At 62.8% G+C, this 16,674-nt stretch carries 16 protein-coding genes; 9 read left to right on the plus strand and 7 right to left on the minus strand.

Annotated features, from left to right (window positions below):
- Positions 1-120: 120 nt before the first annotated feature.
- Positions 121-1,389 (minus strand): ATP-dependent Clp protease ATP-binding subunit ClpX, encoded by a 1,269-nt coding sequence (gene clpX / locus PGB28_RS01970; RefSeq protein WP_271419799.1) that lies wholly within the window; start codon positions 1,387-1,389, stop codon positions 121-123.
- A 148-nt stretch (positions 1,390-1,537) separates the two neighbouring features.
- Positions 1,538-2,170: an ATP-dependent Clp protease proteolytic subunit gene (locus PGB28_RS01975; RefSeq protein WP_271419800.1), complete on the minus strand. Its 633-nt coding sequence runs from the start codon at positions 2,168-2,170 to the stop codon at positions 1,538-1,540.
- Positions 2,171-2,305: 135 nt separating this feature from the next.
- On the opposite strand from PGB28_RS01975, the gene PGB28_RS01980 reads away from it, so the two are divergent.
- Complete coding sequence (locus PGB28_RS01980; RefSeq protein WP_271419801.1) at positions 2,306-3,568, plus strand: FAD-binding domain-containing protein; 1,263 nt, start codon at positions 2,306-2,308, stop codon at positions 3,566-3,568.
- A 106-nt stretch (positions 3,569-3,674) separates the two neighbouring features.
- Here PGB28_RS01980 and PGB28_RS01985 read toward each other — a convergent pair whose 3' ends face one another.
- Positions 3,675-4,265 (minus strand): riboflavin synthase, encoded by a 591-nt coding sequence (locus PGB28_RS01985; RefSeq protein WP_271419802.1) that lies wholly within the window; start codon positions 4,263-4,265, stop codon positions 3,675-3,677.
- Between the two features lie 95 nt (positions 4,266-4,360).
- On the opposite strand from PGB28_RS01985, the gene PGB28_RS01990 reads away from it, so the two are divergent.
- The 3 genes from PGB28_RS01990 (at position 4,361) to PGB28_RS02000 (ending at position 8,964) form a co-directional block, all read left to right on the plus strand.
- On the plus strand, positions 4,361-5,653 hold the full coding sequence (locus PGB28_RS01990; protein ID WP_271419803.1) for a capsule biosynthesis protein: 1,293 nt from the start codon (positions 4,361-4,363) through the stop codon (positions 5,651-5,653).
- A gap of 107 nt (positions 5,654-5,760) precedes the next feature.
- Positions 5,761-6,924: a polysaccharide biosynthesis/export family protein gene (locus PGB28_RS01995; protein WP_271419804.1), complete on the plus strand. Its 1,164-nt coding sequence runs from the start codon at positions 5,761-5,763 to the stop codon at positions 6,922-6,924.
- A gap of 12 nt (positions 6,925-6,936) precedes the next feature.
- Complete coding sequence (locus PGB28_RS02000; protein WP_271419805.1) at positions 6,937-8,964, plus strand: capsular polysaccharide biosynthesis protein; 2,028 nt, start codon at positions 6,937-6,939, stop codon at positions 8,962-8,964.
- A 324-nt stretch (positions 8,965-9,288) separates the two neighbouring features.
- Here the strand turns inward: PGB28_RS02000 and ribD are convergent, their stop codons facing one another.
- Entirely contained in the window at positions 9,289-10,389 is a 1,101-nt protein-coding gene (gene ribD, locus PGB28_RS02005) for a bifunctional diaminohydroxyphosphoribosylaminopyrimidine deaminase/5-amino-6-(5-phosphoribosylamino)uracil reductase RibD (RefSeq protein ID WP_271419806.1), read from the minus strand.
- Between the two features lie 7 nt (positions 10,390-10,396).
- Entirely contained in the window at positions 10,397-10,864 is a 468-nt protein-coding gene (gene nrdR / locus PGB28_RS02010) for a transcriptional regulator NrdR (protein WP_271419807.1), read from the minus strand.
- 259 nt (positions 10,865-11,123) lie between these two features.
- On the opposite strand from nrdR, the gene yghU reads away from it, so the two are divergent.
- Complete coding sequence (yghU, locus tag PGB28_RS02015) at positions 11,124-11,996, plus strand: glutathione-dependent disulfide-bond oxidoreductase (RefSeq protein WP_271419808.1); 873 nt, start codon at positions 11,124-11,126, stop codon at positions 11,994-11,996.
- A gap of 17 nt (positions 11,997-12,013) precedes the next feature.
- On the opposite strand, the gene PGB28_RS02020 is transcribed toward yghU, so the two are convergent.
- On the minus strand, positions 12,014-12,940 hold the full coding sequence (locus PGB28_RS02020) for an endonuclease/exonuclease/phosphatase family protein (protein ID WP_271419809.1): 927 nt from the start codon (positions 12,938-12,940) through the stop codon (positions 12,014-12,016).
- A gap of 216 nt (positions 12,941-13,156) precedes the next feature.
- Here PGB28_RS02020 and PGB28_RS02025 point away from each other — a divergent pair, with 216 nt between their 5' ends.
- The 4 genes from PGB28_RS02025 to PGB28_RS02040 all read left to right on the plus strand — a co-directional run bounded on the left by PGB28_RS02025 (position 13,157) and on the right by PGB28_RS02040 (position 15,781).
- Positions 13,157-13,993 carry a DMT family transporter gene (locus tag PGB28_RS02025; protein WP_271419810.1) on the plus strand — a complete coding sequence of 279 codons (837 nt, stop codon included), beginning with the start codon at positions 13,157-13,159 and terminating at the stop codon, positions 13,991-13,993.
- Between the two features lie 49 nt (positions 13,994-14,042).
- Complete coding sequence (locus PGB28_RS02030) at positions 14,043-14,495, plus strand: methylated-DNA--[protein]-cysteine S-methyltransferase (RefSeq protein WP_271419811.1); 453 nt, start codon at positions 14,043-14,045, stop codon at positions 14,493-14,495.
- A gap of 161 nt (positions 14,496-14,656) precedes the next feature.
- Positions 14,657-15,340 carry a hypothetical protein gene (locus tag PGB28_RS02035; RefSeq protein WP_271419812.1) on the plus strand — a complete coding sequence of 228 codons (684 nt, stop codon included), beginning with the start codon at positions 14,657-14,659 and terminating at the stop codon, positions 15,338-15,340.
- A 36-nt stretch (positions 15,341-15,376) separates the two neighbouring features.
- Positions 15,377-15,781 (plus strand): hypothetical protein, encoded by a 405-nt coding sequence (locus tag PGB28_RS02040; protein ID WP_271419813.1) that lies wholly within the window; start codon positions 15,377-15,379, stop codon positions 15,779-15,781.
- A gap of 44 nt (positions 15,782-15,825) precedes the next feature.
- On the opposite strand, the gene PGB28_RS02045 is transcribed toward PGB28_RS02040, so the two are convergent.
- Positions 15,826-16,659 carry a prephenate dehydratase gene (locus PGB28_RS02045; protein ID WP_271419814.1) on the minus strand — a complete coding sequence of 278 codons (834 nt, stop codon included), beginning with the start codon at positions 16,657-16,659 and terminating at the stop codon, positions 15,826-15,828.
- Positions 16,660-16,674: the final 15 nt, after the last annotated feature.

Here is a 16,674-nt window from a genome sequence, read left to right on the forward strand (position 1 = left end):
CGGAAAGCTTTGATTAAAAAGAAAAAAGCGGCGCAACCCCAAGGCCATCGCACCGCTCTGTTTCCGTGGCTTTTCCTGCTTCAGAGCCGGCCAAATGCTCGGCAAGACGACCACATGTCGTTACCCCGCCGTGGCGTTCGCCTTTTCCTCATTGTCCGAATAGATCATGAGCGGAGCCGCGTCCGAGGTCGCGGCCTCTTCATTTACCACAACCTCATCGACATTATCCATGCCCGGAAGCTCGAACATCGTGTCCAGCAGGATGTCTTCCAGGATCGAGCGCAACCCGCGCGCACCGGTCTTGCGCTCAATGGCACGCTTGGCAATCGCGGTCAGCGCCTCGTCAGTAAAGCTCAGCTTGGCATCTTCCAACTCAAACAGCCGCTGGTATTGCTTGACCAGCGCATTCTTGGGCTGGGTCAGGATGGTGACAAGCGCATCCTCGTCCAGATCCTCCAGCGTTGCCAGAACCGGCAGACGGCCAACGAATTCCGGGATCAGCCCGAATTTCAACAGATCCTCGGGTTCAAGGTCTTTGAACACCTCGCCCACACCGCGATCGTCATTGTCGCGCACATCGGCGCCAAAGCCCATGGCGCTGCCCTTGCCGCGCTGCGCGATGATCTTGTCGAGCCCGGCAAAGGCCCCGCCGCAGATGAACAGGATATTGGTGGTGTCCACCTGCAGGAATTCCTGCTGCGGATGCTTGCGTCCACCCTGCGGCGGCACAGAAGCCACGGTGCCTTCCATCAGTTTCAGAAGCGCCTGCTGCACCCCCTCGCCCGACACGTCGCGTGTGATGGACGGGTTTTCCGACTTGCGGGTGATCTTGTCGACCTCGTCGATATAGACGATGCCGCGCTGCGCACGCTCCACGTTGTATTCGGAGGATTGCAGCAACTTGAGAATGATGTTCTCCACATCCTCGCCCACATACCCGGCCTCGGTCAGCGTGGTGGCGTCCGCCATGGTAAACGGCACATCCAGAATACGCGCCAGCGTCTGCGCCAAAAGCGTCTTGCCGCAGCCCGTGGGGCCGATCAGCAGGATATTGGATTTCTGCAGCTCGATATCGCCGGATTTCGCCGCGTGGTTCAGCCGCTTGTAGTGGTTATGCACCGCCACCGACAGCACCCGCTTGGCCACCGCCTGACCGATCACGTAATCGTCCAGCACCTGGCAAATCTCTTTCGGCGTCGGCACGCCTTCGGAAGATTTGAAACCCGCGCTCTTGGTCTCTTCGCGGATGATATCCATGCACAGCTCGACACATTCATCGCAGATGAACACCGTCGGACCTGCAATCAGCTTGCGTACCTCGTGCTGGCTCTTTCCGCAAAAGCTGCAATAGAGGGTATTCTTGCTGTCGCCGCCGGTCGTCGTCGCCATAAATAACCTTTCCAAGCCCGAACAATAGGGCTTCGTCTTTCTGCCCCCGAGTCAGATCCCGACGATCCGACCCGAAATTTCACCCAGCTTAGGACAGGCGGCAGGGGTCCACAATTGCAAAAATGGACCCGGTCCTGCCGCCGCGAAATCAGCTTTCGCCGTCTTCCACCTTGGCCCGGTTTTCTACGATTTCGTCGATCAGGCCCCAGTCCTTCGCCTCTTCGGGGGACATGAAATTGTCGCGCTCCAAGGCCGCCTCGACCTTTTTCAGGGTCTGCCCGGTATGGTGCACGTAAATCTCGTTCAGCCGCCGCTTGAGCTTCAGAGTCTCTTCGGCGTGGATCATGATATCCGTGGCCTGCCCCTGATAGCCGCCCGAGGGCTGATGCACCATGATGCGGCTGTTGGGCAGCGAAAACCGCATGCCCGGCGCCCCCGCGGTGAGCAGGAGCGAGCCCATCGAAGCCGCCTGACCGATCACCAGGGTCGAGACCTTGGGCCGGATATATTGCATCGTGTCATAGATCGAGAGGCCCGATGTCACCACGCCACCGGGCGAGTTGATATACATCGAGATGTCTTTGGACGGGTTTTCCGCCTCAAGGTGCAAAAGCTGCGCCACGATGAGCGAGGACATGCCGTCATGCACCGGGCCGTTGACAAAAATGATCCGCTCTTTCAGCAGGCGGGAAAAGATATCATAGGCCCGTTCGCCGCGGCTGGTCTGTTCGACCACCATGGGAACCAGCGTGTTCATGTAGGTATCAATAGGATCGTGCATATCGGCCTGCCTCTGTGGACTTGGGGTGTTGTACCCGCTCGGAGTTACGAGAGTCTTAGTCCTGCCCCAAGGGGGCTGCAAGGGGCGCAGACCGAAAGACTTGATGCCGGCGGGCGGGATGCTAGCTCGCCCCACATGACCGATACAGAAGCCCGTACCCGGACCCGCGCTGCCGCGCTTGCGCGTCTGCGCGATTTCCTGCCCCGCGCCGGGCGCGATTATGCGCGCTTGCGAAATTTCGATCTCGGTCCCGGGCGGCACGCGCATGTGTCAGGACTGTCGCCTTATTTGCGCCATAGGTTGATCACCGAAGAGGAGGTACTCAAGGCGATGCTTGCGCGCCACAGCCCGCAGGCGGCCGGAAAGTTCATTCAGGAAGTGTTCTGGCGCAGCTATTGGAAGGGATGGCTGGAGATGCGGCCCGGGGTCTGGGACAGCTACCGCGCCGGGCTGGCGCGTGCGCTGGACGATGTGCAGACGCAATCCGGCCTGCGCCGAAGCTGGGAAGCGGCCTGCTCCGGTCAGACCGGCATCACCTGTTTCGATCATTGGGCGCAGGAACTTGTGCAGACCGGCTACCTGCATAACCACGCCCGCATGTGGTTTGCCTCGATCTGGATTTTCACCCTGCACCTGCCATGGGAGCTGGGGGCGGATTTTTTCCTGCGCCACCTGCTCGATGGCTGTCCCGCTTCCAACACGCTGGGATGGTGCTGGGTGGGCGGCTTGCAGACGCGGGGCAAGACCTATCTCACCCGCCCCGACAATATCGCCCGCTTCACCGAAGGGCGGTTTTTCCCCGCTCCCGGCGAACTGGCCTCTACAGCCCCGCCACTGACGTGCCCCGATCACCCGCCGCGCCGCCCCATACCGCAAGAGGAAAACTGGGACCCGTCCCTGCCCTCCGCCTGCCTGCTGACCAGCGAAGACCTGCACCCCGGCCCTCTCTTTGATACCGGCCTGCACCCGTTCGCCACTGCCACCTGGCAGGACGCTGATGCCCTCTCGCCGCTCATGACCGCCGACCACGTGGCCCAATTCAAAACCGCCGCCCTACAGGACGCAACAACCCGCTGGGCCGACAGGCTTGGCCCAGTGACAGCCTGCCCCGATGCCCGGGCCATCGCTCGCTGGGCCACCACCCAGCGGCAGGCCCACGGCATCACCCAGATCGTCGCGCCCTACGCACCGGCAGGCCCCACTGCCGACATGCTGAGCGAACTCAAGCCGTTGCTTGCCGCACAGGACATCCGCCTGATCCGCGTGCTGCGCCCCTATGATGCCCGCGCCTGGCCCCATGCCACGCATGGTTTTTTCCGCTTCAAGGACAGAATTCCCGGCCTCCTCTCCGCGTTGAACGATGGGGAAACCTTATCTCAGAAACAGTTAACAAACTGATAAAAAACAAAAGTGTTTTGCCCGCGAAACTCAGACGCAACCCGGTCCTTCTTTGGCTCGAAAATATCCTGGGGGTGAGGCCGAAGGCCGAGGGGGCAAAGCCCCCTTATCCCCACTCACGCAGCCGCGCCACGTAACGCGCCAGCGTGTCGATCTCCAGGTTCACCGGATCGCCAATCTGCGCCTGCCCCCATGTGGTCACCGCCTTGGTATGCGGGATGAAATTGATCCCGAACTCGCAGCCCTCCACGTCATTCACGGTCAGCGACGTGCCATTGAGCGCCACAGAGCCCTTGGGCGCGATATATTTCGCCAAGGCCTCGGGCGCGCGCAGGGTCACACGGGTGCTGTCGCCCTCATCTTCCATACCGATGATCTCGGCCACCCCGTCCACATGGCCCGACACGATATGCCCGCCCAGCTCATCGCCCACTTTGAGCGCGCGTTCGAGATTGATCCGCCGATCCGTCTCCCACAGCGCGCCGATATTGGTCTTGGACAGCGTCTCGGCGCTGATCTCCATTTCGAACCAGTCCTCGCCCAGCGCCACAACGGTCAGACACACGCCGTCACAGGCAATCGACGCCCCGATCTCGATCGTCGCAGTGTCATAAGACGTGCCGATCCGCGCCCGCAGATCGCCGCGCTGCTCCATCTCGCGCAGCGTGCCCATATCGGTAATGATGCCTGTGAACATGAATTCCCCTCGCGGATCCGGCAGAATCGAGCCTTATTTTCGTCAGTTTCGTACGGTAATGCTTTGTCAGGAAACATATGAGGCAATTCCACCCCATGAGCAACGCCGCCGGAGAAAAACGGGTTTTCCTGTTTTTACAGGGTCCACACGGACCCTTCTTCAACCGGCTTGGGCGCATGCTGCGCATGACCGGGGCCGAGGTCTGGCGCGTGGGATTCAATGCGGGCGACCGCGCCTTCTGGTTCCATCCCAAAAGCTACATCGCCTATACCGGCACGCTTGAGGACTGGCCGCAGCGCTTTCGTGACCAGGTGACGGAAAAGGGCGTGACGGACATCGTGCTTTATGGTGACACGCGCCCCATCCACGCCCGCGCGGTCGAAGCCGCACGCGCAGCGGGGCTTTGCGTACATGTGTTCGAAGAAGGCTACATGCGCCCCTACTGGGTCACCTATGAGCGCGGCGGATCAAACGGGCATTCGCGGCTGATGGATATGAGCGTGGAGGAAATGCAGGACGCGCTGGCGCTCTCGGATATGGAAGCGCCACTGCCGCCCGGTCACTGGGGCGATACACGCCAGCATGTGTTTTACGGCGCGCTCTACCATTGGTTCGTGATGTTTAGAAACGGCGACTACCGGCATTTCCGGGCGCATCGCGAATTGCCCGTGACAACCGAATTCCGGCTTTATCTTCAACGGCTTCTTCTGATGCCCTTTCACGCGCTGGAACGCGCGGTGTCGACCTTTCGCATCCGCAATGGCGGATATCCCTATCATCTGTGCCTGTTGCAGCTTGAACATGACAGCTCGTTTCAGATGCATTCCCCCTTTACCCGCATGACCGAGTTTCTTGAAACCGTCGTCGAAGGATTTGCCCAGGGCGCGCCGGGTCATCATCACCTGGTTTTCAAGGCCCACCCGCTGGAAAACGGCCGGACAAATATCCGCCGCGAACTGCGCCGTCTGGCGCGCAAATTCGGCGTTAAGGGCCGCGTACACCATGTGCGCGGCGGCAAGCTTGCGCCGCTTCTCAATGATGCGCGCAGCGCGGTGACCGTGAATTCCACCGCCGGGCAACAAGTGCTCTGGCGCGGCATCCCGCTCAAGGTCTTTGGCCGCGCGGTCTATGCCAAGCCGGAATTCGTCTCGACTCAGGCCTTGCCTGAGTTCTTTGCAACACCGGCACGTCCCGATAACCGCGCCTACAAGGATTACCGCCGCTACCTGCTCGAAACTTCCCAGGTGCCCGGCGGGTTCTATTCCACACGCGGACGTCGGCAGTTGCTCCGGCTGGTGGTCGACATGATGCTGTCGCCCGACGATCCCTATGACGGGCTCAAATCCGGCACAGCGGCACCAAGGCAACAGTTGCGGTTGGTGACCTGATATCCACAAGGTCTAGCTATAGCGTTTTGATCCGGATTCCTGTAGCTTAGCAGCAAAAGCTGAGGCAGAAAAAAACAGGTCGAGGAGACCGAGCAGTGAATCGTACCATGTCCCGTTGGGCCCGTTCCGCGGCCCTTCTTCTTGCGGTATCCGCAATCGCGTCCTGCGATGTGCTCCCGCGCTCCGGTCCGAACAAGCGAGAAATCTTTGCCGGCTCCGTCCAGCAACAGGGTGACGCCTTTATCATTTCAGTCAATGACCGCGTGACGCGGGCCACCTCAGTCCTGCCGACGCTGGGTTTCACCGACGCGTTCAAGAATGCCAGCGTGGTGGGGTCCGATGTCATTCAGGCCGGGGACACACTTGGCCTGACAATCTGGGAAAACGTCGATGACGGGCTTCTGGCCAGCGAAACATCCTCCTCCACCATCCTCGAAGAGGTGCAGGTGGACGGGGCGGGATTCATATTTGTCCCCTATGCGGGCCGGATCAAGGCGGCGGGCAACACCACGGAAACCATCCGCCGCATCATCACCCGCAAGCTCGAACAACAGACGCCGGACCCGCAGGTCGAAGTGCGGCGCGAGGCCGGTGACGGCTCAACTGTGTCCATCGTGGGTGCCGTGGGCGGTCAGGGCGTCTATGCCATCGAGCGACCCACCCGCACCTTGTCGGCCATGCTGGCACGCGCAGGCGGTGTGACCGTGCTGCCCGAAGTGGCCCAGATCTCCGTGATCCGCGGCCAGCACCGGGGCAAGATCTGGTTCCAGGATCTCTATGAACATCCCGACATGGACATCGCCCTGCGCGGCGGCGACCGTATCCTGATCGAGGAAGACACACGCGCCTTTGTCGCGCTTGGCGCGACGGGCGCGCAGTCGCGCGTGCCGTTCGAAAGCCAGACCCTGTCAGCGGTCGAGGCGATTGCCCAGGTGGGTGGCCTCATCGCTACGGCGGCGGACCCGACGGGCGTGTTCATCTTCCGCAACGAACCCGAGGAAATCGCTGAAACCGTGCTGGGCCGCCAGGACCTGCGCGGCGCGCAGCGCATGGTATACGTGCTGGACCTGACCGAACCCAACGGTCTGTTCCTCGCACGTGACTTTGCCATTCGCGATGATGACCTGCTTTATGTGACCGAGGCGCCGTTCACGCAATGGAACAAGACCATTGCTGCTCTGACCGGCACGCTGGGCGCAGTGACCACCGTGACCTCCAGCGCCGACAGTATCTCCACACTCGCGGGCGGGCCCGGTTTGGGTGGCGGCTGACCTTTGGGCGGCGTGTCGCACGAGACAGACAGCGCCGGGGCCGCAACGCCCCGGCGTCTTTACGTCTATAATGGCGGGTTCCTGACCCAGCGCCGGGTGCGCCGCATTCTAAGCCTTGCGGGCTATGATCTGAAGCTTGGCCTTCCCGGTCCCGAAGACCTTGTCGGGGTTTGGGGCAATTCGCCCACCGCCCATCGCGGGCTGGCTATCGCAGAGAAACGCGGCTGCGGCGTGGTGCGGATCGAGGATGCGTTCCTGCGCTCGCTGCATCCTGGGCGCAGCGGGGGTGAGCCGCCTCTGGGGTTGATGATCGACCATCGGGCCGCGCATTTCGACCCCTCCCGCCCCTCTGATCTTGAGCGGTTGCTGGCCGAGGCACCACTGGATGATGGCGGGCTGATGACCCGCGCCAATGACGCCATCGCGCGGATCAAGGCGGCGCATCTGACGAAATACAGCGGGTTTGACGCCGAAACGCCGCCGCCCCCGCCCGGATATGTGCTGGTGATCGACCAGACCCGCGGCGATGCCTCGGTCACCGCGTCGGGGGCCACGCGAGGGGCGTTTCAGGAAATGCTGGTTTTTGCCCAGGAGGAACATCCCGGCGCGCCCATCGTGATCAAGACCCATCCCGAAACGACGCAGGGCGCGCGCGACGGGTATTTCCGCCCCGAGGATGCCAATGAACGGATCACGCTCCTGACCGAGCCGGTGTCGCCCTGGCGGCTGTTCGAGGGCGCGGTGGGGGTTTACACGATCTCGTCCCAGATGGGGTTCGAGGCGATTTTCGCCGGGCACAAGCCGCGCGTCTTTGGTCAGCCTTTCTATGCCGGCTGGGGTCTGACTGATGACGAACGCCCGATTGATCGCCGCCAGCGCAAGCTGACCCGCGCGCAATTGTTTGCGGGGGCGATGATCGACTATCCGTGCTGGTACGATCCCTATCGAGACCGGCTCTGCGAGATTGAACACGTGCTTGACGCTTTCGAGGTCCAGACCCACGCCTGGCGCGAGGATCATCGCGGCTGGGTGGCGTCGGGCATGCGGATGTGGAAACGCAAACCGCTGCAACAGGTGTTTGGGAGGGTCAGGCCGGTGGTCTTCGAGGACGACACCGGGCAGGCCCGCGCACGGGCCGAGACCGACGGGCGGCGGCGCATGTGCTGGGCGTCCAAGGCCGGTGAGCTGGATGACGTGGTCCGGGTCGAGGACGGATTCCTGCGTTCGCGCGGTCTGGGAGCCGAGCTGGTGCCGCCACTGTCCCTGGTGACGGATGATCTGGGCATTTACTATGACCCCCGCCGTGAAAGCCGTCTGGAGCGGTTGATCGCGCAAAGCGGGGACCTGCGCCCCGACCAGCTGCAACGCGCCTTTCGCCTGCGCCGCGCGGTGCTCAAGGCGCGGCTGAGCAAGTATAACTTGGCCGGTGAGACGCCGGACTTGCCCGATGGCCATCGCATCCTTGTGCCCGGACAGGCCGAGGACGATGCCTCGATCCTGACCGGCACCGGGGCGCTGCGCTCCAATCGCGACCTGCTGCAAGCGGCGCGCGACGCCAACCCGGAGGCAGTGATCCTCTATAAACCCCATCCCGATGTGGAGGCTGGTCTGCGCAACGGCGCAGTGTCCGATGCTTTGAACTGGGCGGATATCGTTCTGGATCGCACCGATCCCGTGGCGCTTCTGGATGAGGTGCAGGAGGTCTGGACGCTGACCTCTCTCCTCGGGTTCGAGGCGCTGATGCGCGAGGTGCCGGTTACCACGCTGGGCGCGCCGTTTTACGCTGGTTGGGGATTGACCTCCGACCTAGGCGACGTGCCACCGCGACGGCGCGCGCGGGTGTCACTCGACGGGCTGGTCCATGCGACGCTGATCGCCTATCCGCGCTATTTCGATCCGGTCACGGGGCTGGCCTGCCCGCCCGAGGTGGTGGTGGAACGATTGGCCAAAGGCGATGTGCCGGGGCGCGGAATGGGCAACCGGATGCTGGCGAAGCTGCAGGGGGCATTTGCCGGTCATGCCCATCTGTGGCGGCGGTAGCGACGTTTTAAAGCGTTTCCGGGTTTCGCTGTAACAAGGCATCGCCAATGTCCCGAGAGCGCCGAAGGCGTGGCAGGGTATTGGCGATTCAAGCTAAACTGGAAACGCTCTAGGGCCGCAAGGATGCCCGAGAGATCGTGGGGCGGCACATCGAAGACGGTCAGTTGAGCGGGACGGAGTGGACCAATGCGCCGGAAACTTTTAAAGTTTCCGGACCGATTTCTTTTAAAGAAATCGGGCTCTTGGATGCTGGCGGGCGTGAGCACATCGAATGGTGGACTGGCATCTTGGGCTCCAAACCGCCCTTCAAATAAACCGATGTCTCTACAGAGCGCGCCTCCGCCACACCGTCATGACATCCGCCCCAACCGGGCGCAGCGCGGCCCGCGTGAAGCGTTGTGCCTCACCCAGCCGTTCGATGCCCAGCGCGCCCAGCGCCGGTTGCCCCTCGGCCCCCAGCGCCATTCCGGCGGTAAAGGTGATAAGCTCGTCCACCAGACCCGCCGAGAGAAGTGAGGCCGCCAGTTGCCCGCCGCCTTCGCAGAACACCCGCGTCAGACCAGCCGCGCCGAGGCCTTGCAAAACGGACCGCATGTCGATCTGGCGACCCGACAGGCTGCATTCGATCAGCGTCGCGCCCAGACCTTCCCACGCCTGCTTCAGCAGCGGGTCGGCATCCGAGCCATGGCAGAGCCAGACCGGTACGTCATTGGCGGTTTTGGCCAGTTGGCTCATCAGCGGCACATCCAGACGGCGTGACACGACCACCCGTACCGGTTGGCGCGTCACGCCCATGTCGCGGACGGTGAGCGACGGGTCATCGGCCCGCGCCGTGCCGGCCCCGACCATCACCGCGTCATGGCTGGCACGCTGCGCATGAACCATGCGGCGCGCCTCAGACCCGGTGATCCACTGGCTTTCGCCGGTGGCCGTGGCGATGCGCCCGTCCAGCGTGGTGGCAAGTTTCAGGGTCAGAAAGGGCCGCCCCTGTTCCTGTTTGAAGAAAAACCCGGCGTGATCGCGCGCGGCCTCTTCAAAGCCCGGTCCGGTGATCACCTCGATCCCCGCCGCGCGCAGCATGGCAAAGCCCTGTCCGGCGACACGCGGGTCGCGGTCCTCGAAAGGCGCCACGACACGGGCCACCCCGGCCTTGATCAGCGCCTCGGCGCAGGGCGGTGTCTGGCCATGATGTGCACAGGGTTCCAGCGTGACATAGACGGTGGCCCCACGGGCCAATTCCCCCGCCTGCGCCAATGCCTCGGTCTCGGCATGGGGCCGACCGCCCGGTTGGGTCCAGCCGCGCCCGACAACGCGGTCGCCCTGCACGATCACACAGCCCACCGCCGGGTTGGGCCAGCAATTGCCCTGCCCCCGCCGCCCCAATCGCAGCGCATGCGCCATGTGGCGGCGGTGGTCGTCGCTCATACCGGTGTCAGCTCTCGGTGCCCGGGTCGGGGCGCAGTTCGCTGACGAATTTGTCGAAATCGTCAGCGGCCTGGAAGTTCTTGTAAACGCTGGCAAAACGCACATAGGCCACGGTGTCGATCCGGGCCAATGCCTCCATCACGATCTCGCCGATCTGCTTGGAGGGGATGTCGGTCTCGCCCATGCTTTCGAGACGCCGCACGATCCCGGAAATCATCTGGTCGATGCGTTCGGGTTCGACGGGGCGTTTCTGCATCGAGATGCGGATCGAGCGTTCCAGCTTGTCGCGGTCGAAATCCTCGCGGCGGCCGTTGGATTTGATCACCACAAGGTCGCGCAGCTGGACGCGCTCATAGGTGGTAAAGCGTCCGCCACAGGCCGGGCAAAAGCGCCTGCGCCGGATGGAGACATGGTCCTCGGCTGGCCTGGAATCCTTGACCTGGGTGTCGATATTTCCGCAAAACGGGCAGCGCATGGGCCGTCCCCCTCTTCTCTGTTCCGCCTCTTTATGGGTCTCGTCGCCCATTTATCCACAAAGTATAGAAGACATGCCTGCATTTGGGTAGAGGGGAAATGCGTGGCCAAGATGAGGGTATCCTCTATGTCCAACCGTGCAGACGCGTCAGCTTTCGCAGAGCCGCACAGTCCCTGTGCATCGGGATTTTGATGGTTGCGCTTGGCGATTGCACGATTAGCTTCCAGTCACGCAACACGCGACAAAACAGGACACTCAGATGACCGATCCCACCCCCTATACCCCGCCCGAGGTCTGGACCTGGGAGAAACCCAATGGCGGCGCGTTTGCCTCGACCAACCGGCCCGTTGCCGGTGCGACCCATGAAAAGGCGCTGCCGGTCGGCAAGCACCCGTTCCAGCTCTATTCACAGGGCACCCCCAATGGGGTCAAGGTGACAATCATGTTCGAAGAGTTGCTGGAGGCCGGGTATGACGCGGAATACGACGCCTGGCTGATCCGCATTAACGACGGGGACCAGTTCGGGTCGGGGTTTGTGGACATTAACCCGAATTCCAAGATCCCGGCGCTTCTGGACCGTTCTGGCGACAAGCCAGTGCGCGTGTTCGAAAGCGCGGCAATCCTGATGCACCTGTCTGAAAAATTCGGGAACGCCTTTCAGGTCAAGGATCCGGCGGACCGGCCCGAAATGCTGTCCTGGCTGTTCTGGCAAATGGGCAGCGCGCCCTATCTCGGCGGCGGGTTCGGGCATTTCTACGCCTACGCGCCGCAGAAGTGGCAATACCCGATTGATCGCTACGCCATGGAGGTGAAACGGCAGTTGGACGTGCTGGACCGGCATCTGGCGGATCGTGACTGGATCGCGGGCGACACCTATACGATCGCGGATATGGCGATCTGGCCGTGGTATGGCGGCACGGTCATGGGCTGGCAGTACAAGGCTGGCACTTTCCTGGATGTGAAAAGCTACAAGAACGTGGTGGAATGGGCCGAACGTATCTATGAGCGGCCCGCAGTCAAGCGGGGGCGCATGGTGAACCGCATCGGCGGCGATCCGGCCATGCAGTTGCATGAACGTCACGCGGCCTCGGATTTCGACACGAATACGGAAGACAAACGGCGGGCAGGATAGGCAAGGGGCTCGCGGGGTTACGTCAGCGTCAACCCCGGAAACGTCACATGCACCAGGGCGTGATCGCTGGCGTGGGGACGCCCCGTGAGGCGCGCACGCGGGCTGGGGCCATGGCGTCGGACATCGGCGGCCATGCCCTGCCGGATCACCTGAGGCACCACCCCGGGAAAGGCCGTTGCCAGCGCGGGGGAGACCAGCACCCGGTCCGGGCGCGACAGCAGATGCGTGTCCGGGGTCTCATATGTCCAGGCCGGCGTTCCCCCACCCCGCGCCATGAGATCCACCGCAAACCCGTCGGCCAGAGGAGCCAGCGCCGCGGGGCTGGCCTCCGATGCGGGTTCGTTGAAATCCCCAAGGATGATCCAGCGCGCCTCTGCCGGATGTTCAAAGGCCCGTTCAATCACCGCGCGGACGCCGCGGGCCTCGGCCTGTCGGACCTGCCGGGCGCGGTCCGGGTCCGGATAAGGTGCCTTGAAATGGCAGATAAAGACTGACAGGGCGGCAAAATCCAGCTGAAGACAGTCACGTCGAAACAGCGGCTTATCGCGCAGATCGGGCGGCAAATCCATGAGCCCGAGCGCAGCGCCGCTATGCGCCGCGTGGCTTGTGACGGCCTGCGGCGCGACCCGGCTCAGCGCCGCCACGTTCAGCCCCCGCCCGTCATTGCCGGGCAGGCAGATCCGATGCGGATAGGATGCGACGTCGGCCACGCGCAGGAAACGGTTATGGAAATGGTCCAACGTGTCGCGGTCGAACACTTCCTGCAACGCCACGAGATCGGCATTTGCCGCGGCAATCACCCGGGCGGCCAGCATACGGTCTTCGACATCCAGCACCGCCGAGGATTGTGCGCCCATATCCGCATCCACCGCGCCGTCGAGGGCGACGACGCCCTGCCTGCGTCTCAGGCGCAGGTTCTGAAGATTGTAGGTTGCGATCCGCATTGCGCGTTCCGGTGGTGACACGAGACCATCAACGGCGGGATCGGGGGCCACTGTCAAGTTTCGCAATGAGGGCCGCGCCCGGCCAACCTTGTAGACCGGAAACTTTGCGTTCAATCTGCCTCAACCTGACGTCTTGACTGGACATGCCCATGACGGTTCCGCGCGGTTCGCGACACACCACCAAGAACAGCAATCAGCAATGAAGGTCGCGGCACCGTGAGTTTGTTCGTCTTCTTCGCGGTCCTTCTGGCCGCGCTGCTGCATGCGAGCTGGAATGCGTTGATCAAGACGGGCGCGTCAAAGGTTACCTCCATGCTGATCCTGACGCTGGTGCAGGGCGGGTTCGGCGTGGTCATTGCCGCCACCCGCCCCCTGCCCGCGACCGAGGTCATCGGGTGGCTGGCAGCATCGGGGGTGTTTCACGCAGGCTATAAGCTGTTCCTGGCCTTTGCCTATGAACAGGGTGACCTGAGCCGGGTCTATCCCATCGCACGGGGGGCCGCGCCACTGATCGTGACGGTGATCTCGGCGCTATTGGTGATCGACGTGATCCGCCCGGTGGAATATCTGGCGATTGCCATTCTGGGCTTTGGCATCGCGTTGATGGCGCGTGGCGTTTTCACCTCGGGCGAAAGCCTGCGGCTGGTGCCGCTGGCGCTGGGCTCGGCGGCGATGACGGCGGGGTATTCGCTGGTCGATGGTTTGGGCGCGCGGGTGTCGGGCGATGCGGTGATGTATGTGGCGTGGCTGTTCATTCTGGACGCGGCTTTGTTCACGCCGGTGCTGGTCGTTCTGCGCGGTCCTGGGGTGTTCCGGGCCACACGGTGCGACTGGACCATGGGGGCAATGGCGGCGGCGGCCTCTTATGCGGCCTATGCGATTGCGGTCTGGGCCATGACGCAGGCCCCCATCGCGCTGGTCACGGCACTGCGCGAAACCTCGATCCTGTTTGCGGTGCTGATCGGCTGGCTGGTGATGGGCGACCGCATGGACCGGACCAAGGCGCTGGCGGCCATGCTCATTGTGGCGGGTGTCGTGGCGTCACGCTTTTAGGCGCAGGAAACGGATTGAGCCAAGGGCCGGGGCGGTCCATGGTCACGCAATGGCGGAACGCAGTATCAACACACCGGTCGGCACCTTGACCCTGACGGAAGAGGCGGGCGCGATCAACGCGCTGGAATGGCGTGCGGGGGCGCGGGATGAAACCCCGCTGCTTGACCGCGCTGCGGCGCAGCTTGACGCCTATTTCGCGGGCAGGTTGACAGCGTTTGACCTGCCGCTCACGCCGCGGGGCAGCACGCTTGTGCAACGGGTCTGTGCCGAGATGCAGGCAATCCCCTTGGGCGAAACCCGCAGCTATGGTGACCTGGCGCGCAAGCTGGGGGTGCCCGCACAGGCCATCGGGCAGGCCTGCGGGGCCAACCCGATCCCGGTGATCATCCCCTGCCACCGGGTATTGGGCGCAAACGGGCTGGGCGGTTTTTCCGGCGCAGGCGGGGTCGAGACAAAGGTCTGGCTGCTCCGCCATGAAGGCGCGGCAGGCTTGCTGATCTAGCGCGCGACGATTTCACAGCGTCGTTCTGGGCGGGTCTTCGCTTGCAGCGCCGGGCAAAGTGGCGCGACTCAGCAAAACAAGCTATAGTTGAAACGCCGCGCGTTATTGGTGTGGCGCGTGCATTTTTTTCAATCCAATTCATATTAAGCGAGGTGTTCCCCGTGCCAAAATCATCGAAACCAACCAAGGACCAACCGGTCAGCCAATCCTACCCACCGACCGTTCACACGTTTCAGGGAAATCCGGTTCGCCTGAAACTCAGGGAGACAAGCCGCCGGCTCAGGCAATTCTCGCCAGCCGAATTTGTCGCCCGTGTCCCCTATGGCAGCGATCCGGGCAGATCGGCGGGCGAGGTCATTATCGGTGTCTGGAATGCCGTATCCACCCAATCCGGCGATCTCTTTTTCATGACGGTCGATGGCTGCGCGCGCCGCATACTGGTGCGATCTTCGTCGGACGAAGATCACGACCTCGGACCATGCACCGCGGACGAACGCGCCCGCATCACCGTTTATGACGGTGACCACGCGACATCTCATGCGATCACCTACAAATCCGGCCTGCGACAGTTCGAAAGCGCGGCGGGCGCCTGCGTGTCCTGCGAGGAGGCGGAAGACGAAGAGCTGTCTTACGAGCTGGCGCGCGCGCTGCCGCTGGCGGACCGCGTGCTGTATGATCCGGGACTGCACAAGGCGATTTCGCTGGTCAACCTGCGACAGCCGGAAACCGAACCGATTGCCATTGGTATCCCACTGGCCATTGCGCTGTGCTGCATCCGCCTGAAAGTCGCTTATGACAAGGATGGCTGGAGCGGCAGTGCAGAATTCAACTGCACCTGTCTGTGAGGCAAGCCCATGATTACATCACGTTTGAACCGCATAGTGGCTTCTGTGCAGGGTGCCACCCGTTGGGTGGCGTTGCTGCTGGTGCTCGGGATGTCCTGCGCTCCGGCGGCCTGGGCCTATGACGAAGACAAGGGCGATGCGCCCAAGGCACCTGCGCCCGTCGACACCGGTTTTGTCAAAGTCACGCCGGGCGATCTTCTGGTGCTATACGTCCTCCAGAACTGCGGAAGCACGTTGGAAAGCGATGCTTGCGTTCGCCAGTTTCAGGCGGAAGTGCCCAGTTCCGAATATGTCTGCGGCGACTGGATATGCCGCTGCAACGGCTACCGCGATTGCGCCAATCTTGGCATTTCCGGAAGATGTTCCACCGGGGCATGGTTCAACCCGTTCCAGCAAACCGGTGGTTGCCTCAAGGCGCTGGGACCGCTGGATCCCTTTTGATTGACCGGCATCGGGGCGGGCATGCCCGCCCCCTTTGCGCTTGCTCAATCGCGACGTGGATCACGCGGATAGGTGCCGAGGATCTCCAGCATGTCGGTGAAGTAATCCAGCTCTTCCAGCGCGCGCTGCACCGCGGGGTCGTCGGGATGACCCTCGATATCGGCGTAGAACTGCGTCGCGTTGAACGACCCGCCCACCATGTAGCTTTCCAGCTTGGTCATGTTCACGCCATTGGTCGCGAACCCGCCCATCGCCTTGTAAAGCGCCGCCGGGATGTTGCGCACCTGAAAGACAAAGGTGGTCATCATGCCGTGATCGCCGCGCCGGGACATTTCGGCCTTGGGTGACATAAGCAGGAAGCGGGTGGTGTTATGCGCATGGTCCTCGATATGGCGGGCCAGGATGTGCAGCCCGTTAATCTCGGCTGCCAGGTCCGAGGCCAGAACGCCGCTGCTCCGGTCGCCGCTTTCGGCCAGTTCCATGGCCGCACCGGCGCTGTCGGCGGCGGATTCGCCCTGAATCCCGTAGCGGCGCAGGAAATCGGCGCATTGCGGGATCAGAACCGGATGGGCGCGCACGGTCTTGATCTCTTCGATCTGCACACCGGGCAACGCCATGAGGCTGACATGCACCCGCACAAACGCTTCGCCAACGATATGCAGCCCGCTTTCGGGCAAAAGGCGGTGAATATCGGCCACCCGGCCATAGGTGGTGTTTTCCACCGGCAGCATGGCGATATCGGCGCGCTTTTCGCGCACCGCCGCAATCACATCTTCAAAGCTTCGGCAGGGCAGCGGCTCCATATCGGGGCGTGCGTCACGGCAGGCCTCGTGGCTGTAAGCGCCGGGCTCGCCCTGAAATGCTATGCGCTGGGTCATCACGATCCCTCCAAA

The sequence above is a fragment of the Primorskyibacter aestuariivivens genome (genome assembly GCF_028023675.1).
In the GTDB taxonomy this organism is placed as follows: Bacteria; Pseudomonadota; Alphaproteobacteria; order Rhodobacterales; family Rhodobacteraceae; genus Marinovum; species Marinovum aestuariivivens.